19 protein-coding genes are annotated in these 20,723 nt (G+C 58.7%); 12 read left to right on the plus strand and 7 right to left on the minus strand.

Going from position 1 to position 20,723, the window contains the following annotated elements; translation table 11 throughout:
• Nucleotides 1–51 precede the first annotated feature (51 nt).
• The 5 genes from rplQ (at nucleotide 52) to IG617_RS03670 (ending at nucleotide 8,292) form a co-directional block, all read left to right on the plus strand.
• A complete protein-coding gene (rplQ, locus tag IG617_RS03650; protein ID WP_192107463.1) occupies nucleotides 52–477 on the plus strand; it encodes a 50S ribosomal protein L17 in 426 nt (141 codons plus the stop codon).
• 192 nt (nucleotides 478–669) lie between these two features.
• Nucleotides 670–2,853 carry a methyl-accepting chemotaxis protein gene (locus IG617_RS03655; protein WP_209008259.1) on the plus strand — a complete coding sequence of 728 codons (2,184 nt, stop codon included), beginning with the start codon at nucleotides 670–672 and terminating at the stop codon, nucleotides 2,851–2,853.
• 161 nt (nucleotides 2,854–3,014) lie between these two features.
• Nucleotides 3,015–4,493, plus strand: a complete 1,479-nt coding sequence (locus IG617_RS03660) for a DegQ family serine endoprotease (RefSeq protein ID WP_254170435.1) — start codon at nucleotides 3,015–3,017, stop codon at nucleotides 4,491–4,493.
• A 17-nt stretch (nucleotides 4,494–4,510) separates the two neighbouring features.
• Nucleotides 4,511–5,821 carry a replication-associated recombination protein A gene (locus IG617_RS03665; RefSeq protein ID WP_192107466.1) on the plus strand — a complete coding sequence of 437 codons (1,311 nt, stop codon included), beginning with the start codon at nucleotides 4,511–4,513 and terminating at the stop codon, nucleotides 5,819–5,821.
• Nucleotides 5,822–5,916: 95 nt separating this feature from the next.
• Nucleotides 5,917–8,292 carry a patatin-like protein gene (locus IG617_RS03670; RefSeq protein WP_192107468.1) on the plus strand — a complete coding sequence of 792 codons (2,376 nt, stop codon included), beginning with the start codon at nucleotides 5,917–5,919 and terminating at the stop codon, nucleotides 8,290–8,292.
• Nucleotides 8,293–8,363: 71 nt separating this feature from the next.
• Here IG617_RS03670 and IG617_RS03675 read toward each other — a convergent pair whose 3' ends face one another.
• Complete coding sequence (locus IG617_RS03675; protein WP_192107469.1) at nucleotides 8,364–9,401, minus strand: adenylate/guanylate cyclase domain-containing protein; 1,038 nt, start codon at nucleotides 9,399–9,401, stop codon at nucleotides 8,364–8,366.
• A gap of 286 nt (nucleotides 9,402–9,687) precedes the next feature.
• Here IG617_RS03675 and IG617_RS03680 point away from each other — a divergent pair, with 286 nt between their 5' ends.
• The 5 genes from IG617_RS03680 (at nucleotide 9,688) to IG617_RS03700 (ending at nucleotide 13,755) form a co-directional block, all read left to right on the plus strand.
• Entirely contained in the window at nucleotides 9,688–10,497 is an 810-nt protein-coding gene (locus IG617_RS03680; RefSeq protein ID WP_192107471.1) for a sterol desaturase family protein, read from the plus strand.
• A 5-nt stretch (nucleotides 10,498–10,502) separates the two neighbouring features.
• The gene (locus tag IG617_RS03685; protein WP_192107473.1) at nucleotides 10,503–11,285 is read left to right on the plus strand and encodes a sterol desaturase family protein; all 783 of its coding nucleotides are present in this window, start codon (nucleotides 10,503–10,505) and stop codon (nucleotides 11,283–11,285) included.
• 85 nt (nucleotides 11,286–11,370) lie between these two features.
• Nucleotides 11,371–12,153 carry a sterol desaturase family protein gene (locus tag IG617_RS03690; RefSeq protein WP_192107475.1) on the plus strand — a complete coding sequence of 261 codons (783 nt, stop codon included), beginning with the start codon at nucleotides 11,371–11,373 and terminating at the stop codon, nucleotides 12,151–12,153.
• Nucleotides 12,154–12,210: 57 nt separating this feature from the next.
• Nucleotides 12,211–12,594 (plus strand): fluoride efflux transporter CrcB, encoded by a 384-nt coding sequence (gene crcB, locus IG617_RS03695; RefSeq protein ID WP_192107477.1) that lies wholly within the window; start codon nucleotides 12,211–12,213, stop codon nucleotides 12,592–12,594.
• Nucleotides 12,595–12,729: 135 nt separating this feature from the next.
• Nucleotides 12,730–13,755: an RluA family pseudouridine synthase gene (locus tag IG617_RS03700; RefSeq protein ID WP_192107479.1), complete on the plus strand. Its 1,026-nt coding sequence runs from the start codon at nucleotides 12,730–12,732 to the stop codon at nucleotides 13,753–13,755.
• Between the two features lie 129 nt (nucleotides 13,756–13,884).
• Here IG617_RS03700 and pncA read toward each other — a convergent pair whose 3' ends face one another.
• Nucleotides 13,885–14,607 (minus strand): bifunctional nicotinamidase/pyrazinamidase, encoded by a 723-nt coding sequence (gene pncA, locus IG617_RS03705; RefSeq protein ID WP_192107482.1) that lies wholly within the window; start codon nucleotides 14,605–14,607, stop codon nucleotides 13,885–13,887.
• Nucleotides 14,608–14,745: 138 nt separating this feature from the next.
• Complete coding sequence (locus tag IG617_RS03710; RefSeq protein ID WP_162543457.1) at nucleotides 14,746–14,910, minus strand: hypothetical protein; 165 nt, start codon at nucleotides 14,908–14,910, stop codon at nucleotides 14,746–14,748.
• 169 nt (nucleotides 14,911–15,079) lie between these two features.
• Here IG617_RS03710 and IG617_RS03715 point away from each other — a divergent pair, with 169 nt between their 5' ends.
• Both IG617_RS03715 and IG617_RS03720 read left to right on the plus strand, forming a co-directional pair.
• Complete coding sequence (locus IG617_RS03715; protein ID WP_192107484.1) at nucleotides 15,080–15,760, plus strand: HAD-IA family hydrolase; 681 nt, start codon at nucleotides 15,080–15,082, stop codon at nucleotides 15,758–15,760.
• Entirely contained in the window at nucleotides 15,760–16,530 is a 771-nt protein-coding gene (locus IG617_RS03720) for an ATP12 family chaperone protein (RefSeq protein WP_192107485.1), read from the plus strand. Before IG617_RS03715 ends, IG617_RS03720 begins: the two co-directional genes overlap by 1 nt.
• A gap of 24 nt (nucleotides 16,531–16,554) precedes the next feature.
• Here IG617_RS03720 and mgtE read toward each other — a convergent pair whose 3' ends face one another.
• The 4 genes from mgtE to IG617_RS03740 all read right to left on the minus strand — a co-directional run bounded on the left by mgtE (nucleotide 16,555) and on the right by IG617_RS03740 (nucleotide 20,720).
• The gene (gene mgtE / locus IG617_RS03725) at nucleotides 16,555–17,976 is read right to left on the minus strand and encodes a magnesium transporter (RefSeq protein ID WP_192107487.1); all 1,422 of its coding nucleotides are present in this window, start codon (nucleotides 17,974–17,976) and stop codon (nucleotides 16,555–16,557) included.
• Nucleotides 17,977–18,077: 101 nt separating this feature from the next.
• A complete protein-coding gene (locus IG617_RS03730; protein WP_192107489.1) occupies nucleotides 18,078–18,809 on the minus strand; it encodes a proteasome-type protease in 732 nt (243 codons plus the stop codon).
• A gap of 120 nt (nucleotides 18,810–18,929) precedes the next feature.
• Nucleotides 18,930–19,745 carry a transglutaminase family protein gene (locus IG617_RS03735; protein ID WP_192107491.1) on the minus strand — a complete coding sequence of 272 codons (816 nt, stop codon included), beginning with the start codon at nucleotides 19,743–19,745 and terminating at the stop codon, nucleotides 18,930–18,932.
• A 24-nt stretch (nucleotides 19,746–19,769) separates the two neighbouring features.
• Nucleotides 19,770–20,720, minus strand: coding sequence for an alpha-E domain-containing protein (locus tag IG617_RS03740; RefSeq protein ID WP_192107493.1), 951 nt, complete (start codon nucleotides 20,718–20,720; stop codon nucleotides 19,770–19,772).
• Between the last annotated feature and the right edge of the window lie 3 nt (nucleotides 20,721–20,723).

A 20,723-nucleotide genomic window follows, 5' to 3' on the forward strand; every position in this document is an offset into this window, starting at 1 on the left:
ACCGGACCTTGGGTTTCAGTCCCATTTGTCTGTCTTTAAAAGGAGAGGGCCATGCGCCACGGTAATTCCGGCCGCAAGCTCAACCGGACCTCTAGCCACCGCAAGGCTATGTTCGCAAACATGGCAGCTTCGCTGATCAATCACGAGCAGATCGTGACGACCCTGCCGAAGGCCAAGGAAATGAAGCCGATTATTGACAAGCTGATCACGCTTGGCAAACGCGGCGACCTGCATGCACGCCGTCAGGCCATTTCGCAGATCCGCGACGTGGCGATGGTTCGCAAGCTCTTTGATGTGCTCGGTGAGCGCTACAAGGACCGTCAGGGCGGCTACAGCCGTGTCCTGAAGGCGGGCTTCCGTTATGGCGACAATGCTCCGCTCGCAGTGATCGAGCTGGTTGACCGCGACCCTGCTGCACGTGGTGCAGAAGATCGCGCACGCAACGATGCAGAGCAAGTTGCAGAGAACGCAGCGTAATAAACGCTGGTTCTAGAGCTTAAAAGGCGGGCCTCGGCTCGCCTTTTTTGTATTTCGCCCGGTTATTGGCTCATAACCTATTGGCTGCAATCCTGAATTAGAGTCTGGCTCCTCTGCAATTATCCGAAAATTAACGGCCTACGACGATAGTCTCACTGTCATTTTTACGCAGTGTCTCAGGGAGAGAGCGTGATGGATCGGGCCACCGATATTGTCTCGAAGAGAAAAAGTCGTTTTTTGAAGTTGTCGGTCGTCGTGCCCGTCCTGATGGTCGGCGTCACATTTGCTTCGTGCGTTGCCGTTGGAATTGGGGGGTATCTCAACGCAAGGTCTGGCCTTGAAGAGGCCGCCAACGGCGAACTTGCGATGGTCGCCAAGGCGCGCCAGGCGCTCCTCGATATGCGGCTCAAGAGCCTGTCGGGTGATTTGGGAACCACTGCGTCGGGCGCAGCGACAACGCTGGCCTTTACCGACATGAACTCGGCGCTTACCAATGTCGAGAATGATCGGCCCGAGCTTGAAGCCTATTTTCAGCCGGAAGATGCTGGCGCGAACGCGCGGGCTGAGCTGACCGGCAAAGACAGCAAGACCATGTATGCCTGGCGCCACACGGACGTCCACGGCAGCTTCTACTCATCCTGGAAAAACAACGGCTACTCCGACATCTATGCGATCAACAAGGACGGCCTTGTGATCTATAGCGTGACGAAGTCCGGCGATTTCCTTGGCTCTGCTGTTGAGGGGCCGCTTGCGGAAACTGGTCTGGGCGAGGTCTTTGCGAAAGCCCTGACAGCCGAGAAGGGGCAGCAGTTCCATTCCAGCTTTGAAGCCTATGCGCCAGCTGCCGGTGAACCGTCCATGTTCATTGCCGAGCCTGCCTACATCAAGAACTTCGCAGGCGAAGAGATTGGCGGCGTGATCATGGTTCGCATCGGTTCCAGCTATCTGGAAGGTGTTGTGAACAACCGTGAGGGCCTCGGCGAGACCGGGCAGGTCTATATCGTCGACCGCTCCGGTACGCTGCTGACCAACCAACCACTGGCAAGCGAGCCGACGGCAACGGTCAAGTCCGTGACCTCGGATGTGATCTCGACAGCTGCGTCAGGCCAGAACGCCTCTGGCATCATCACTGGGGCAGACGGTATCGACCGTATCACCGTCGCCGCGCCGATGACCTTTGGCAACGACACGTGGGCGATTGTCGCCGAACGTGCGGTCACCGAGGCAATGGCAAGCGTTACCGAAATGCGAAACTCGATGATCTTGTCGACACTCATCACGGTGGGCATCGCAGCGATCATTGCCTTGCTCTTCTCGCGCTCGATCACACGCCCGCTCGGTTCTCTGGCTGGAACGCTTGAATCCATCGCCGATGGCGATGTATCGGCCGATATCGATGCTGCCAACCGCGGCGATGAAATCGGTGATATCGGCAGGGCCGTCTTGCGGATCCGCCAGAACTCGGTCGAAGAGCAGGAACGGCGGGCGGAAGAAGACGCTCGCACGGCTCAGTCTCAAGCCGAACAGCGTCAGAAGATGCTCGGTGATCTGGCTGCTGAATTCGAAGCGTCCGTCGGCAAGGTCGTCGACCATGTGGCTCACTCGGCTGCAACACTGCGCGATTCTGCCAACGAGATGCGGCAGATGACCGAAAGCTCGGGTGAAACGTCTCAGCGTGCCGCGCAGGTCTCCACCGAGGCAATGAACGAAGTTCAATCCATTGCGACGGCATCTGATCAGCTTTCCAGCTCGATCCAGGAAATCTCGTCATTGATCGAACGTTCGTCTTCTGTTGCCCAGACGGCGACAGTGCGTGCTGAATCTACCAATGGAACGGTCCGCTCGCTGGCAGAAGCTGCGAACCGGATTGGTGAGGTCATCACCTTGATCAGCGATATCGCCGATCAGACCAACCTTCTGGCGCTCAATGCCACCATTGAGGCGGCGCGTGCCGGTGAGGCTGGCAAGGGCTTTGCCGTGGTTGCCTCCGAGGTCAAGGAACTGGCCTCCCAGACTGGCAAGGCGACCGGTGAGATCCAGCAGCAGGTGGATGCCATCCGCCAGGCGACGGAAGAAGCTGTCTCGGCCATCGGCGACATTCAGGATACGATCAGCGACATCACCCAGTCGGTGACCGATGTCTCTGCCGCCGTGACCGAACAGAGCTTCGCGACCCGCGGCATTGCCGAGAACACGCAGCGTGCGGCTGTGGGAACCTCAAAGGTCTCCGAGGATATCTCCAACGTCAGCGAGATCTCCGAGAAGACCAGCGATGCGGCAAATGCCTTTGCGATCTCGGTTCAGGAAATGTCGGAGCAGGCGAATAGCCTCGACCAGGAAGTTCAGAGCTTCCTCAAGCAGGTTCGCTCGGCCTAACCGTCCAAAATTGCATTTGAAGATGGCCGCCAGGAAACTGGCGGCCATTTTCTTTTGTTATGACGTTCACGGGGAGTTCACAGCGCGCAGTTCAGCTTGGCATTGCCTCAGTCTGTCCCTATCTGGCATGTATCTCAGTGGTCAGTCGGCCGGAATCGGTCATGGAAGGGACACAGAACATGGTGCTCATGAGGCTCAGGCGGGAATTGCGGATCGTATCGGGGCTCTTGCTGGGTTTTCTTGCCATTGTAAATGGGAGTTCCTCCGCGAGCGCACAGGACAGCGCCGGTGCGGGTCTGCGTCTTGTTCCCGGCTCTGCGCAGGAGATGAAGCTCTCTTTTGCTCCGATCGTGAAGGATGTCGCGCCAGCGGTGGTCAATGTCTACGCCAGCCGCAAGGTCGTGCAGCAGCGCCGGGTTTCGCCTTTCTTCAATGATCCTTTCTTTCGTCGTTTCTTCGGCAATCCGGACCAGGGCCTGACGCGGCCGCAGGAGCGGGTCCAATCCTCGCTTGGGTCGGGGGTGGTCATTTCGGCCGATGGCACCGTGATCACCAACCACCACGTCATCAAGGACGCTGACGAGGTGCGTGTCGCCTTGAACGACCGGCGTGAGTTCGATGCGGAGATCGTGCTTCTGGATGAGCGCACCGATCTTGCCGTTCTCAAGATCAAGGGAGAGGGACCGTTTGATTTCGTGCCCTTTGCCGGGTCCGACAGCCTTGAAGTCGGCGACATTGTTCTCGCGATCGGCAATCCCTTCGGTGTCGGCCAGACGGTCACGCAGGGGATTGTCTCCGCACTTGCACGCACGCAGGTCGGCGTCACGGACTACCAGTTCTTCATTCAGACCGATGCGGCGATCAACCCCGGGAACTCGGGCGGCGCGCTGGTCGACATGAACGGTCAGCTCGTCGGGGTCAACACGGCGATCTTCTCCCGCTCTGGCGGGTCCAACGGCATCGGTTTTGCCATTCCGGCGCACATGGTGCAGTTCGTCGCGACGGCTGCGGGCGAGGGCGGCAAGGTCCAGCGCCCATGGCTCGGCGCGACCGTGCAGCTTGTCAATGCAGAGATCGCAGAGGCTCTGTCGCTCGATCGTCCGCGCGGCGTCATCGTCACCAACATCTATCCGAGTTCCCCTGCGGAAGACGCTGGACTGCGTGTGAGCGACCTGGTGATCGCGATCGACGGCAAGGAGGTCCTCGACCCGGACAGCTTCGGCTATCGGTTCGCGACCAAGCGGCTGGGTGAGCAAGCGCGCTTTACGATCTTGCGCGGTGGTGATCAGAAGCTGATCGACATCAACCTTGCGCCTGCGCCCGAGACCACGCCACGCGACACCCGGGTTCTGACCGAGTACTCGCCATTTGAAGGTGCCACCGTGATGAACCTGTCACCTGCGGTGGCGGAGGAAATCGGCGTTGAAGGTCTGCTGGAAGGTGTCGTGATCACCGAGATTGTCCCCAACAGCCCGGCGGCGCGTGTCGGCATGAAGGTTGGCGATATCGTTCGCGCCATCAATGATGATGAAATCGTCTCCACGCGGATGCTCGAAGGGGTCACGAAGGTGCCGCCGCGGGTCTGGCGGCTGGATATCGAACGGGACGGTAAGGTTTCCCGTATCGTGTTGAGGGGCTAAGCGCCTATAAAGTTGCAATGAGTGATTTGTTCGAAGCCTCCGGGCTGACTGCTTCGGGGCCGCGCCCGCTTGCGGACCGGTTGCGTCCGGAAAGACTTGAAGATGTTGTCGGCCAGGAGCACTTGCTTGGTCCGGAGGGAACCCTTGCGCGCATGCTCAAGACGCGCACGCTCGGGTCTTTGATCTTCTGGGGACCTCCTGGCACAGGCAAGACGACAATTGCTCGGCTTCTTGCCAATGAAACAGATCTGGCCTTCGAGCAGATCTCGGCGATCTTCTCGGGTGTTGCCGATCTGAAGAAGGTTTTCGAAGCGGCGCGCGGGCGGCGGATCTCCGGCAAGGCGACGCTGTTGTTCGTCGACGAGATCCATCGCTTCAACCGTGCCCAGCAGGACAGCTTTCTTCCGGTCATGGAGGACGGCACTATCACCCTTGTCGGGGCAACGACCGAAAACCCGTCCTTTGAACTCAACGCGGCCTTGCTGTCGCGCTCTCACGTGATGACGTTCCATTCGCTCCATCTTGCAGCGCTCAGTCAATTGCTGGTGCGGGCGGAGGAGGTCGAGGACAAGCCGTTGCCGCTGGACGAAGAAGCGCGCGGTGTGTTGCTGCGGATGGCTGATGGTGACGGACGCTCAGCTCTGACGCTTGCCGAAGATGTCTGGCGTGCGGCCGGAGAGGGTGAGGTCTTTGACGCTGAGCGCCTTCAGGAAATCGTGCAGCGCCGTGCGCCGATCTATGACAAGGGTCAGGACGGGCACTACAATCTGATTTCCGCCTTGCACAAGTCCGTTCGTGGATCGGATCCCGATGCCGCGCTCTACTGGTTCTGCCGCATGCTGGATGGCGGGGAGGATCCTCTCTATCTGGCGCGGCGGCTGATCCGCATGGCGGTGGAGGACATCGGGCTCGCCGATCCCAATGCATTGGTTCAGGCCAATGCCGCCCGGGATGCCTATCAGATGCTGGGATCACCGGAGGGCGAGCTGGCGCTGGCACAGACGGTTGTCTATTTGGCGACGGCGCCCAAATCGAATGGGGTTTACACGGCCTATAAGGCCGCTGTGCGCAGCGCCAAGTCGAACGGGTCCCTGTTGCCGCCCAAACATATCCTCAATGCGCCGACCAAGCTGATGAAGGCGGAAGGCTATGGGGATGGCTACCAATATGACCATGACGCGCCCGACGGCTTTTCCGGGCAGGACTACTTCCCCGAGGATATGGGCCGCCAGACCTACTATGACCCGCCAGAACGTGGCTTTGAGCGCGAGCTGCGCAAGCGGATCGAATATTGGTCACGGCTGCGCAAGGAACGGGAAGGCAAGTAGCCCTACGCTTGAGCGTGCCTGAACGCATCGAACCGTTAAGGCATTGGCGCCTAGGATAGGTGTTTGCTCATGATGCACGGGGAGGGTGCTGCACCATGAAGGAAATCGAGCTTCGGCTGGCATTGGTGTTTTATGGCGGGGTTTCCCTCGCCATCTACATGCATGGGGTCAGCCGCGAAGTCTTGAACCTCGTGCGTGCCTCCGCGTGCCGAGCCGAGCGTGTCGGCCGGAATGGGGTCAATCCTTCCAAGGACCGGGCCTCCTCTCCCGGGGAAAGAGCCTATGAAGCCTTGCTCGATCGTCTCGGGCACTCGGTCGATATCCGCGTCGTCGTGGATGCTGTTGCAGGTGCCTCCGCCGGTGGGGTGAATGGCATCATGCTGGCGCGCGCGATTGCGCACGACCTGCCGCTCGACAGCCACAGGGCTCTTTGGCTTGAAAACGCCGATGTCACACGGCTCGCGCGGCCCCAGGGCGGCATTCGCCGTTATCTGAAATCCGGCATCAGCCCGGTGCTGGACCGGATGATCTCGAAACGCCTGAAGCACGACATCAAGGATCCGGAAACCCGCGACAAGCTGCGCACCCTGATGCAGTCCCGGTGGTTTTCGCCGCCTTTTTCAGGCGAAAACTACAGCGGCTGGATGCTCGATGCCTGCAATCAGATGGACGCAGATTACCGGGAAGGTGCGACGCTCATTCCAAGAGGGCAAACACTCGATCTCTTCGTCACGCTGACGGACTACGAGGGACAGGTTCGCCGAATTCATATTGATGATCCGGCCTTTGTCGAAGAGCTGGACCACCGACGTGTCCTCAACTTCCACGCCAAGCACCGGGTGCCGAGCCATCTGCAAAGCCAGTTCGGACCCGACAGTGTTGCGGAACTGGTTTTCGCGGCGAGGGCGACCTCTTCCTTCCCGGGAGCGTTTCCGCCTGCCACCATTGCCGAGATGGACCGGGTTCTGAAACAGCGCGGTGAGCCGTGGCCCAATCGCGACCGGTTCCTGAGCAGGTCGCTGGAGCTTCACGGAGAAGGAGCAGGGCGCCGCTGTTTCGTTGATGGCAGCGTGGTCATGAACAAACCTTTCTCACCGGTAATTGATGTCATTCGCCAGCGTCCGGCCGCGCGGGAAGTGGCACGGCGCCTCGTCTATGTGGATCCGGTCCCGAAGATGCGAGATGCTGACGACGCCAACCGGCAGCCGTTGCCTGGTTTCTTGAAGGTGATCCTGGCGTCGCTTGCTCATATTCCACGCAATGAACCGATCGGCGATGATCTGAGAGACATCGAGGCACGTAACCGGCGCGGACAATGGCTATCGCAAACAATTGCCGCAGCGGATCCGGTGGTCGAAGCCGCCGTGCGCAAGATCCTGCCGCGACGGGGAACGCTGAAGACGGAAGCCCTGACACGGTATCGTGCAGCGGCCAATGAGGCGGCGCATGGTCAGGCCGGCTATGCCTTCTTGAACTACGAGTCTCTCAAGCTTCATGCGGTCGGCGAAAAGATTGCCCAATTGATATCGGAGCTCGCCAAAACGCGCGGGCGCGAGGCGCGTCCCGAGTTGCTGCTTGGCTGGATTACAGATCACCTGGGGCAGCTTGCCAAGGACTTCAGCAATGGACCGCCCAAGCCTCAGGACGGTGTCGTTCAATTCCTGCGCGGTCTGGACGTGGATTACCGCATCAGGCGGCTTCGCTTTGCGATCCGAAAGCTGAACAGCCTTTATCACCGCGCCGGTGAGGGCAAGAAAGCCATCAATCCTGACCACCTGGATCGGATCAAGAGCCTGCTCTATGAGCAGATTGATCATCTGGGCCGGCGCTGGGAAGTCGATTTCTTTGGGCTTCAGAGCCAAAAGACCGCAGAAGTCCTGGCCGGGAAACTGATCCAGCGAATGCCGGGCGGGAATGGCGGCGAGCATGACGAGGTTCTGTCGGAAGCTCTCGATCAGGTCAGCAAATTGATGGGTCTTCAGGATCTGGACAGGCTGCAGGACGAACTGTTTTCGGCTACGGCGGGAGCGCTTCTGCCAGTTGACATTCACCGCGAGCTGTTGGGCGCCTATGTGGGCTTTGCGTTCTATGATCTCGTGACCTTCCCGGTGCTGCAAAGCAACGACTTTTCTGAGATCAGCGAGACGCTTGTCGCCCGGATCAGCCCGAAGGACACGGGCCGGCTCAATGACGACAGTTTTCAGCTCAAAGGTGCGGCGCTGAATACCTTCGGCGCGTTTTTCAACCGCAGCTGGCGAGAGCATGACTACCTTTGGGGGCGGCTCAATGCGGCAGAGCGGCTGGTGGGTATCGTCCTGTCAGCGTCTGATGGTGAGCTGCTTTCGGACACGGAACTTGCGCAGATACACCGCGATTTGTTCCTCGCGATCTTGGATGAGGAAGAGCTGGAGTTGAAGGCCGACCCAGCCCTTATCGGCGCCTTGAAGGCTAAAATTCGCGAGTTGACATGACGCGGGATCAACGCTGGCTCTATCGCTTCCAGTACTGCGTTTAATCTCGCTGCGACTGGAGCACTTTTTGGCTATTCTTGCTCGGAGGAATCGAGATGGTCGAGAGCCGTCTTTAGAGACGAAATCAGCTTCGCGCGCTCCTCTTCGGAGAAGGACGCCGGCTCGTTGCCGGCCAGTTCAGACAATTGCTTGCTGACACTGGAGACATCAATTTCCGCCTCTTGCGGCTGATCTCTGTGTGCAATCACATTGTAGGTGCTGATCGGATAGGCCATGCCCTTTACGACAATCTCGCCCATTTCCTTGCATTGGATACGGTGCTTGATCTGGGAGTAGGTCTCATAAGAAATGAGAATACTGCCAGCCTCGCTAACGTTTTCCAATCGGGAGGCTGTGTTCACACCGCGACCGATGATGGTGTAGTCGAGCCGATCTTCGCTGCCGAAGTTTCCGACGGTGCAGTAATCCGTATGAATGCCGATCCGGCATCGTAGCGGTTTGGAAATACCAGCGGCCTGCCAGTCCGCCTCAAGTTCGGTCATGCGCGCCTGCATTTCGATGGCCATGTTGACGCAGGCCAAAGCATCTTCCTGGACCCCTTTGGTTTCAGGGTCGCCAAAGAAGATGAGGATCGCATCGCCGATGAATTTGTCGATGGTTGCGCCATATTTCAGCGCAATCTTGGACATTTCGGTGAGGTAGTGATTGAGCAGAGCGGTCAGGTCTTCCGACTCAAGCCGGTCCGCCGTTTCTGTAAAGCCCTCGATGTCCGAGAAGAAAACCGTCAGTTTTTTTCTTGTCGATTCGATTCTGACTTCTTGCCGGCCCTCAAAGATCGACTTGTAGATCTGCGGGGAAAGATACTTTGCCAACTGATTGGACAGTGCCTCCAGACGCTGCGACTGTTCGGCGAGCTGGTCTTCGACCGCCTCTCCATGCTCAATCGTCGCCTCGTAGAGGAGTTTCAGGTCCTCGAGTTCCTCGATAAGTAGCTGATTTTTTGCGGAAATCTCACTGATCAAGGCTTCAGATTGCCCTGTGTTGCCGCGTTTTTTTTGCTTTGGTTCCGGCAATTTGGGTGCGTCTCTATCGCTCAAGGAATCAGTCATTTTCTATTCGAGGATGCTTACTTCAAGCTTTGTCTTTTGCAACAGGTCTTCAGATGAAGGACGATGTTACGCGCCGGAGAGAACTTTTGCCAGAAGCTTTGCTTTGGTCATTGGAACATGATCTGTAACCGGGCGAGGGTCGGCATGCGGCCTTTTGACCTGCCTGGGAGAAACCCGCATGCAAGTGCAAAGGCTTTCCATAAAATAGAGAATATGATTTTCTGACCCTTGTTTTCAGGTATATCGTGCAAGAGCTCCAAGATCGGCGGGAACGGACTGTAGATCCATGAACTTGTTTGCCAGCTATTTCGGAACGGGCCTTGCGGGGTTCGTTGCCCTTTTTATATGTCTCTATCTCATGAGCCTCGTGCTTCTGTTTTCGACCGGTCTTGTCATGACAGAGCTCAACAAACGGCATCCGGAACGCAGAATCCAGAAACGCCAGCCGACGCATGAGGCGCTTCGGGATATCAGATCGTCCCTGAAACAGCTGTCCATCACCAGCGTCTGTCTCAGCATTGGTCTCTTTGCCCAGATGAAGGGCTGGACGCTGTTTGCGCCGGTCGCGCTTTCCTGGTGGTCGGTGCCGCTCTTTTTCGTGATTTCGCTGATGCTTCATGACACCTGGTTCTACTGGGGCCACCGCATCCTGCACACGAAGATGTTCTACCGGTTCCACAAGCCGCATCACATGACGGTTACGCCCACAGTCTGGTCCAATGATGCGGGCTCCAGCGTCGACACGCTGTTCGCCCATACCTATTACGCTCTTGTCCTGTTCATCGTGCCGATCCCGCCTCTGGTTTTTCTGGGACACCGGATCTTTGATCAGGTGTCGGCGGCAATAGGACACTGCGGCTTCGAGCATTTCGCCAGCCCGACCGCGCGGAAGCCCTGGCCGATGCTTTGCACGCTCTACCACGATCAGCATCACCAGTATTTCGTCTATAATTATGCGAATTACTTCTCGTTCTGGGACCGGCTGTGTGGAACCATTCACCCGACTTATGACGACAAGGTCCACGGGTTCGAAGAGGTCTACGCGTCCCAACGCAATGGCGGCGAGGCAGTGGCTGCGGCATCGGACAAGGACTGAACCAGATGCAGCTGCTTCTCGATTACCTGTTCATTTTCGCCGTGATCTATGCGGCCATGATTGTCGTCTATTTTGCCACCGGGCTGACGGTCACCTGGATCAACAACAGGCATCCTGACCGCAGGATCCAGAAGCATCGCGATGGGTCCAAGCGCATGTGGCTTGAAATCCGCGCGTCCATGCACGCCCTGGCGACGTCTTCGGTGTTGCTGTCGGCCGGCTACTTTGCGCAAACTCAGGGCTGGGTCCTGTTTTCCCCACTGGCGCTTTCCTGGTGGTCGTTCCCACTGATGTTCGCGGTCTGCTTCGTCCTGTTTGATGGATGGTTCTACTGGGGGCACCGGATCCTGCATCTCCCTGCCTTCTACAAATGGCATGTGCCGCATCACAAGTCGGTTGCCCCGACGGTCTGGAGCAATGACAGCTCGACCACGATCGACACGCTGATCGAGCATGGTTTCTACCTGGTCGTCTGGTTCGTCCTGCCGGTGCCGGCGCTGTCGGTTTTCGCCCTGCGGCTGTTCGACCAGATTTCGGGCATGGTCGGGCATTCCGGGTTTGAGTATTTCGCGTCGCGCTCGTCGCGTTTTCCCTCTCCCCTGATCTGCACGACCTTCCACGATCTGCACCACTCGCAGTTCCACTACAACTACGGGAACTTCTTTTCGTTTTGGGATCGCGCAATGGGAACAGTTCATCCAAAGTACGATGCTCTGGTTCAGGAAATGGAAGTGACAGGCGCCGTGCCCGACACAAAGGCCGCGCGGGTGGAAAACAGCGCGGCTTGATTGGCGCTTGGCCGCGGACGCGGCGATTTGTGAAACAGGCCAAAACAAGCTGGACCCGAGACTGGGTCCGAACACAGGTTAAGACATGTTGCAGCAGCTGATTGATGTCCTTCTTGAATTCCTGCCGATCTATGCGGCGGTCTATGGCATCAACGTGTTTCTCTATTTCGCCACGGGCTGGGTGCTGGTTCAGATCCAGAACCGGCATCCGGAGCGCCGCATTCAGCAGAACCGGCGCGGCGAAAAGCGCATGTGGAAAGAAATCCGTCAGAGCGTCTATTCGCTGACGGTGACCGCGGGCTGTCTTGCCGGCGGTATCTTCCTGTCGCTGAAGGGCTGGACGCTCGTCTCGCCGCTGCCGCTGACCTGGTGGTCGGCGATCCTGATGTTCGTGGTCTCAGTCGTTGCCTATGATGCTTGGTTCTACTGGGCGCACCGTCTCATGCACACGAAGTGGCTCTACCGGTTTCACGCAGAGCATCACCGCTCGGTCGCGCCGACGGTCTGGAGCACATACTCCGACGATCTCATCGATGCGTTTGTGATGCAGAGCTACTACCTGTTCGCCATGGTCATCCTGCCGATCCCGGTGTTGGTGCTGATTGCTCATCGCCTGTGGGATCATTTCAACGGCACCATTGGCCATTCGGGGTTTGAGTTCTATGCCTCTCCCTTGTCCCGGATGCCGTCGCCGATGGTTTGCGTGACCTTTCATGACCAGCACCATTCCCGCTTCCGCTATAACTATGCCAATTTCTTTTCGTTCTGGGACCGGGTCTGCGGCACCATCGATCCGAAATACGATAAGCAGGTCAAAGTGTTCGAGGACATGGGCCAGGAAGGCGAGAAGCCGGCGGCTGCCGAATAGGCTGACGTTTGCTAGAGCCGAAAACCACGTGCAACGACCGGAGCCTGGAGCGATAGCATGACCCATTTCATTCTGGTCGCTATCGGCGGTGGTCTTGGGGCAGGGCTGCGTCACCTTGTAGGACTGTGGACGTTGCGGGCCTTTGGCAGCGGGTTTCCCTACGGGACGTTGACGGTCAATGTGGTCGGCTCACTGATCATGGGGCTCTTCATTGGCTGGCTGGTGCGTCATGAGGCGGCCGGTCTGCAAAGTGTCCGCTACTTCGTCGCGACAGGTCTTCTGGGCGGCTTTACGACGTTTTCGGCGTTTTCTCTGGACGTTGCTGTCATGTGGGAGCGCGGAGACACCACTTCTGCGCTGGTTTACGTCGCTCTTTCGGTGGTTGTCTCGCTCGCTGCGGTTTTCGCGGGCTTTTATCTGATGCGTCAACTGGGCTCCTGAGCCCGGGGCAAGGTCCTGAAAGGGACAGGGGGTTTCAAAATCCCGCATTTGCGCCTATACGCGGGGCAAGTGATTGTCGGCGTTGGGCCGGCCTTGAGAAAGACGCGGGCGGCAAGCACGCGCAAAGAGATCCGAATGTCCGCTATCGAACAGAAACAAGTGACCGCTGATGAGGCGGGCATGCGCCTTGACCGTTGGTTCAAGGTTCACTACCCGGGACTGGGCTTTGGCCGGCTGCAGAAGCTTCTGCGCACGGGCCAGGTGCGCCTCGACGGCAAGCGTGCGGAGAGCTCCACCCGCATCGCCAAGGGACAGACCGTTCGCATCCCGCCGCTGGGGGTCGAGCTTCCGGCCGATGACAAGAAGAACGCCCGTCCAAAATCGACCAAGCTGATCGAAGATGACCGCAAGGCCATCGAGGACATGATGCTGTTCGAGGACAGCCACGTGATGGTTCTGAACAAGCCCGCAGGGCTGGCAGTGCAGGGCGGTTCCGGCCTCAAGCGCCATCTGGACGGGATGCTGGAGGCATTCGCTGACAAGAAGGGCGACAAGCCGCGGCTTGTGCACCGGCTGGACCGCGAAACCTCAGGTATCATTCTGGTCGCCAAAACCCGCAAGGCCGCTCAGGAGCTGACCAAGGCCTTTCGCCATCGCAACACGCAGAAGGTCTATTGGGCGATGCTGGCTGGCGTCCCCAAGCCCAAGCAGGGGCGCATCTCGACGTTCCTCGCGCGTGATGAGGAAGAAGAACGGATGCAGGTCGTCCGTCAGGGGAAGGACGATGCCCAGCATGCGGTTTCGCTCTACTCGGTCTTCGAGCAGTCCGCGCAGAAACTGTCCTGGGTGACCATGAAGCCGATCACGGGCCGGACGCACCAGCTGCGCGCCCATGCGGCCCACATCGGCAATCCGATTATCGGTGACGACAAGTATTTCAATATCGAGAACTGGGAATTGCCGGGAGGCATCCAGAACCGGCTACATCTTCTGGCACGCCGGATCCGGATCCCGCATCCGTCCGGCCACGGTGTTATCGATGTGTCTGCTCCGCTGCCACCACACATGCAGCAGACGTGGAACCTCCTCGGCTTCGATGCAACCGAATATGATCCAGACGTGGATGATCCAAATGAGGAAGAGCTAAACAAGAAGCGCTGAAGTGAGAGTTTTATTAAGGGCTTGACGTGATTTCTTGAGAGTTTGAGTCATGCGCTTTTGAGGCGTGGCAGACGTAAAAAGAGCAGGCAAATGCCTGCTCTTTTTGTTTTGAAGGTGCGCCAGTCACTGTCAGGCGAAATCGCCAGACTGAATGCGGGCAATGCCGGCTTTTTTCATATCGGCCCATGCGGTTGCGACTGAGCCGTTCAGGTCGATGCCGCGACTTGCATCTTCGATGACCGAGACATTGAATTCGGAAATCGTCCCGTCGATCGCTGACCAGGCAACACAGAAGTCCGTTGCCAGGCCGCAGACGTAGACGTCGGAAATACCGCGCTCCTTGAGATAGCCTGTGAGGCCCGTCATGGTTTTCTTGTCGGCTTCGCGGAAGGCGGAATAGCTGTCGACGGCGCTGTTCCATCCCTTGCGGATGATCAGCTGTGCGTGGGGTATGTCCAGCCCCGGCGCAAGTTCGGCGTCTTTCGTGCCCTGAATGCAATGATCTGGCCACAGAACCTGTGTTCCGTAGTCCATCTCAACCGTTTCGAATGGGGCCTTTCCGTCATGGCTTGACGCAAAAGATGAATGACCTGCCGGATGCCAGTCCTGCGTCATCACGACATTCTGGAACTTCTTGCTGAGCTCATTGATCACCGGGACCACCTGGTCACCATCCTTGACCGGCAGAGTTCCCGTCGGCAGGAAGCAGTTTTGAACGTCGATGACGAGCAGAACGGATTGCTTGCCTGGCTTGATCGCGCCAGCGGCCAATGCGCTCGACAGAGGTGTCACGGATGCAACGGCAGCGGCGCTGCCCAATGTCTTGAGAAGGGATCGGCGGGATAGGGTCAATGGTAGCTCCTCACTGGCTTTCCGTTTGTATGCTAACGAAAAACCTAGAAGCTGATCACAAAGCGGGCAAGCGCTTTTATTGGGCGATTTGTGGCCAATCCCTATGCAAGGGTTGAACGACCCCGGAGTTGCACCCTGTCATTCGAAAAGCGCGATCAGACCGATCGCTGCAGCGAGGAAAATCAGCCCCCCGGCTGCAAGCTTCCAGGCATCGGACCGTTTCTTGAGACCTGGCCATCCCAGTGGCTTGATCACCTGGATCACCGCGAGGACGGTAAGAAAGACCATGAGGATTTTGGTCACAAGAGCTCCAAGGACATTGGTTCGGGACAACGGCATCCTGCATAGAACGGCGTGGCCGGGAAGTCGAGCGGGTAGCGCGCGCACATGATGTGTCGGGGGCGCCGGCTCTTGACCGGCTGACAAAAACCCGCCACATGCGGGTCTCAAGAAACAGGGACTTGGTTCGCGCATGTATCTGGTCATTTTCGACTGCGACGGCACGCTGATAGACAGTCAGGACACAATTCTTCACGGGCTTTCCGTTGGCTATGAGGCGGTCGGACTGCCGATGCCGGATCGGCGAACGGCGCTTTCTATCGTCGGCTTGTCGCTGGAGACTGCTTTCTTGCAGCTCGTCGGCGCCGAAAATGCCCACCTTGTGCCAGAGATGGCGAACGCCTATCGCACATCGAAAATCTCCCGTCGCAAGTTGGGGCTCGATCTCGATCCGCTTTACCCGGGAACGCGCGACGTGCTCGATCGGTTGGGAGCGCGCGATGACGTCCTTCTTGGGGTTGCGACCGGTAAGGCGCGGCGCGGTGTCGATCATATGGTTGAAGTGCATGATCTCGGTGGGCGCTTCGTGACGGTTCAGACCGCTGACACATCACCGTCCAAGCCGCATCCGGATATGGTGCTGCGGGCGATGTCAGAGACCGGCGCTGAACCGCTGCGCACGGCGATGATCGGCGACACCAGTTTCGACATGGAAATGGCGCGGGCAGCAGGTGCCCATGCAGTTGGCGTGACCTGGGGCTATCACGACCGGGACAGGCTGAGGGCAGGCGGCGCCCATGTGGTCATCGACCATTTCGATGAACTTTATGACGCGCTTGATGCGCGTCTCGCTTTTGACGGGGAACCTGCATGATGCGTGATTATCTTGAAACGCTGGAAGAAGATGCTGCCAAGGATCCCGAGCAACGCGCGCGCGAACTCTCCAAGCGCGAATTGCCCAAACGCTTCTACAAGGAAGCCACCCACGCTCCTGTGGAAGGCGGATTTGCGATCCATCTCGACGGTCGGCCGGTCAAGACACCTGGAAAGGCGACGCTGACTCTGCCGGGAGAAACACTCGCCAAGGCCGTTGCGGCTGAATGGGACGCGCAAGAAAAGGTCATCAACCCAGGCGCCATGCCGCTGACACGGATTGCCAACTCTGCGCAGGACGCCGTGTCCGTGCGCTTTGCGGAAGTGGCCGATGAGATCACCCGTTTCTGCGGCACCGATGCCCTGTGTTACCGGGTCAATGATCCGGAAATTCTGGGCGACCGGCAGACCGGGCTCTGGGATCCGGTTCTGGGCTGGGCTGAAAGCCTGCTTGGTGGACGCTTCGTGCTGGTGGCCGGGCTGATCCATCAGGAGCAGCCGGAGGCTCTGCTGGCAGCTTACCGGGCCAGGCTTGAAGACTGGACGCCTCTGCGTCTGGCTGCGCTCCACACGGCGACGTCACTCTCCGGGTCTGCTGTTCTCGCGCTGGCGCTGGCCGAGGGGCATCTGTCTGTTGACGATGCCTGGACCGCGGCCCATGTCGAAGAGGACTTCAACATTGAACGCTGGGGCGAAGATGCCCAGGCCGCCCAGATCCGCGCCTACAAGCGGACCGAGTTTGATGCCGCGGCGCTGATCTTGGCGAACTGAGCTTGCAAGGCGGTCCGGCTGCCATCAGCCCAGATAGAACGCCGTTGCCATCAGGAAGAAGACAAGAACGCCAAGGACATCGTTTGACGATGTGATGAAGACACCGGTCGCCATTGCCGGATCGATGCCGAGCTTGTCGAGCACGATCGGTATCGTCGCGCCGACCATGGCGGCGATCGTCGTGACGCACAGGAGCGACAAGGACGTTGCCAATGCGAGGTGAACCGGATCGGCAATCGGAATGATCAGAGACGCCAGCATCGTCAGACCGGCGAGGATGCAGCCGGCCACCGCGCCATTGAAGAGGGCTGCGAGAAATTCCTTGAACAGCCGGTAGCCGATTTCACCGGACCAGAGGGTGCCCGTCGCAAGGCCCTGAACGGCCACAGCGGACGCTTGAAGCCCTGCGTTTCCGGCCATGGACATTGTGACCGGGATAAAGGCGGCCAGGATCGCGGCCTTGGCAAGTTGATCCTCAAAAGACCCGACGACCGAGGCTGCGATACTCGCTCCAATCAGACCGGCAAGCAACCAGGGCAGGCGGCCGCGAACGATCCGCAACACGGTGTCGTCGGCCTTGGCTTCTGAGGAAACACCGCTCATCAGCAGCATGTCTTCGGTGGCCTCTTCAGAGGCAATACGCGTGAGCTGTTTGGGTGTGACGCGGCCGATCAAGTGGCCGTCGCCGTCGATCACGGGAACGGTGCGCATGTCCCTTTTGCGCGCGAGCCGCAGAACCTCTTCCTGATCAGTATCAGCGGAGACGGCGATGAAATCCCGGTTCATGATATCGCCGAGCGTCGCGCCTTCGCGCGCCAGCAACAGCTTGCCCAGTTCCACCGTGCCGACAAGCCGACCGCTATCATCCAGAACATAGACGGTGAAAACCTTGCGGATTCGATCCGCATCGGCTCGGATCTGGCTGACCGCCTCATCGATGGTCAGGGCCGCGGGCAGGGCGACGAACTTGCGCGCCATGATGCGCCCGGCGCTGTCGTCAGCATAGGACTGGCGCGAGGCGATGTCCTCGACGTCCGGCAACCTTTGGGCAAGAGCCTCTGCCATATCGTCGGGAAAGTCGTTGAGCATCTCCGTGGCATCTTCCGGATCAAGGCCGGCGAGGATGTCACGAAACTGCTCAAGGGTGGATTCTTCCATCAGGACGGCACGAAACTCGGGCCGGAGTTCGGCGATAACCTTGATGGAGGGGTTCGCGGGCAACCACTGGAAGAGCTTTCGGGCCTGCTTGAGCCGCAGACGCACCAGCATCTGCATGACGTCGACCGGATCCCAGCGCTTCAACAGATCGACGAGCGGTCCCCGTTCGCCCGAACGGATCATCTGACGTACAAGCCGTAGGGCCTCGTCGTTGTCGTCAAGAGGTTCGCTGGCTGGCTCGCGGTGCCAGGTCAGGCGCTCTGCCTCGTCGATGCTGTTCGCACTCATTCACTGCAACTCCTAAATCCCCAAACGCTTTTACGGCAAAGGGATGACGAACAGCTAACAGCCGGGAGGGGCCGAAATACACCGAAAACGGGCAGAGGGCCTCAGACGTCCAGCTCGTCCATATCGGCAAAGGCGTCGCGCAGTGCGTCGGACCAGCCCAGGGACAGCTTCTGGAAATACGGATTGTTCTTCTCGATCCGGAGCTGACGATCTGCTGAGAAACTGTCCTTGTTGTAGAGCAGCAGGTCGATCGGCATGCCGACGGAGAGATTTGACCGCAAGGTGCTGTCGAAGGACAGGAGAACCATCTTCGCCGCTTCGCCCAGGCGCATGTCGGAGCGGGTGACGCGGTCGAGAATGGGCTTGCCGTATTTGTGCTCGCCGATCTGCAGGAAAGGCGTGTCCTCGCAGACCTCGATGAAGTTGCCAGCCGAGTAGATCTGAAACAGCCGTGGCTCTTCGCCCTTGATCTGTCCACCGAGAATGAACGTGACCTGAAAGCTGTCCGCGTTGGAGCCAAGGGATTCGCCGTCGATCGCACGCACTTCGCGGATGGCGCTGCCGAGCAGGCGCGCTGCCTGGAACATGGTCTCGACGGTCATCAGGGTCGGACGGCCTTCGCCGGCGGAATGGATGTGTTCGCTCAAGAGGGAAATGACGGCCTGGGTCACGGCCAGATTGCCGGCGGACAACAGCGTGAAGACACGATCTCCCTCTTTCTCCCAGATGTGGAGCTTCTTGTAGGTGGAGATGTTGTCCAAGCCTGCATTGGTCCTGGTGTCAGCCGCAAAGACCAGTCCGCGGTCAAGCTTCAATGCAACGCAATAAGTCATTTCGTTCCGTGTCCCGGGTCAGGCGCATTCGTTCGGCGGGGCCAATGTCAGACACCTATATCAGACTTGTTATCGGTATCAGGCGCAAGAAATGGGATCGTGCGTGTGAATTGCAAGATCCTATTGCTGCTGCTGAACCGCCGCCTGTGCGACCTCGACTTCAACATCCATGTTTTCATCGTTGCCGCCGAAACGGATGCCTCTTATGGGGGCAGCGGAGCGTGAGTCCAGTCCCGTGGTCAAGCGTATATAGTGATCCGTGGGGCAGATACCGTTGGATATGTCGAAAGCCAGCCACCCCAGACCGTCGATACAAACCTCGGCCCAGGCATGGTGGGCCTCGGATTCTATTTCGTCATCAAGGAGCAAGTAACCGGACACATAGCGTGCCGGCACGCTGATGGAGCGGGCGGCAGATATGAAGATATGGGCATGGTCCTGACAGACACCTTCGCCGGACGCCAGAGCCGAGACCGCGGTTGCATGGGTCTCGGTCACACCGACCTGATAGGCAACCTTGTCGCGCACCGCATGCATCAGATCATGAAAACCCGTGATCTTGTCGTCCTTGTCGGCGATGGCACCCAGACGCCGAATGGCCTGATTGGCCTGGGTGACCGGGGTGAAACGCGTGTAGATCCTGCTTGGGGCGTCGTCGCGTTCCTCGCCGACGACACCGGACTTGTCCTCTGTCTCGACGGTGCCGGTCGCCGTGATTGTCACGCTTTCGGTGACCTCCTGGGAGGAGATCATATGCACGACGTTGCCGAAGGCATCGGTGTAGCTGGTGGCGCGGGACATGCCCGGGGCGTCGATCTTCCAGTCGATCACATGCTGGCCGCTGCAATTCGGCGGTGTCAGCCGCAATTGCTGCATGGCATTGGCCACGGGCGTGTCATATCGGTAGCTGGTCTTGTGTCGAACGGTCAGTCGCATTGGTGCACCGGGCATGTCTGAGGATCAGGCGAAATTATAGTCCAGCGAGAGTTGATGGGCGAAAGCGTTGTTCTTGCGGATGAAGTCCAGCAGGAAGTCATGAAGCCCGCTTTGATAGATGTCGCGCATCTCTGCCTCATGAAGCTCTTTTGACAGGGCTGCCGCCAAATCGATGCTTGGCTTCCGCTCATTGTAGAACTGCTGGAGGTCTTCTGCAGTGTCATCGATCCAGTCGTAGCAATGGGCCAGAGAGCGCGGCATTTCCTTTCTCAGAATGAGGAACTCCGCGATGTTGAAGGCCTTCAACTTGGCGTCCGGATAGGCAAACCGATAGCTGCGCAGCCCGGAGAGCGTGCGCAAGATTCCGGTCCACTGGCTGCGTTCCATTGAACCGTCTCCAATGACGTCATTGTCCGGCAGAAGCACCCAATACTGGGCGTTCAGGACCCGGGCCGTGTTGTCGGCTCGTTCGACGAAATTGCCAAGCTGGCTGAAGTAGTAGCCGTCATCGCGCAGCATCGTGTTCAGCAGGGCGCCCCGGAAGAGATGAGACCGCTGGCTGACCCAGGCCAGGAAATCAGGCAATCGCTCTTGGGTGATCGACTGCGGGTTGACGTCCGCAAACTCGATCCAAGTGGTGTTTAGGGCTTCCCAAAGTTCGCTGGTGATGCCGGTGCGGACGGCACGGGCATTGTTGCGGGCTGTCTCGAGGCAGACGCGAACGCTGGAGGGATTGTCCTTGTCGAAGATCATGTAATTGATCACGCCGCGCGCAGTGATATCGCCCACTTTTTCGGTGTAGGCATAGTCGACGCCGGCTGTCGCCAGCGCGAAGCGCCATTCATCGCGCTCGCTCTGGCCCGAGTTTGGCACCATGGCCGAGCGGTAGGCGACTTCCAGAAGCCTGGCGGTGTTCTGGGCGCGTTCCTGATAGCGGGACATCCAGAACAGGGAGGAGGCGGTTCTTCCAAGCATGGC

Source organism: Roseibium polysiphoniae (assembly GCF_014842925.1).
GTDB classification, from domain to species: Bacteria; Pseudomonadota; Alphaproteobacteria; order Rhizobiales; family Stappiaceae; genus Roseibium; species Roseibium polysiphoniae.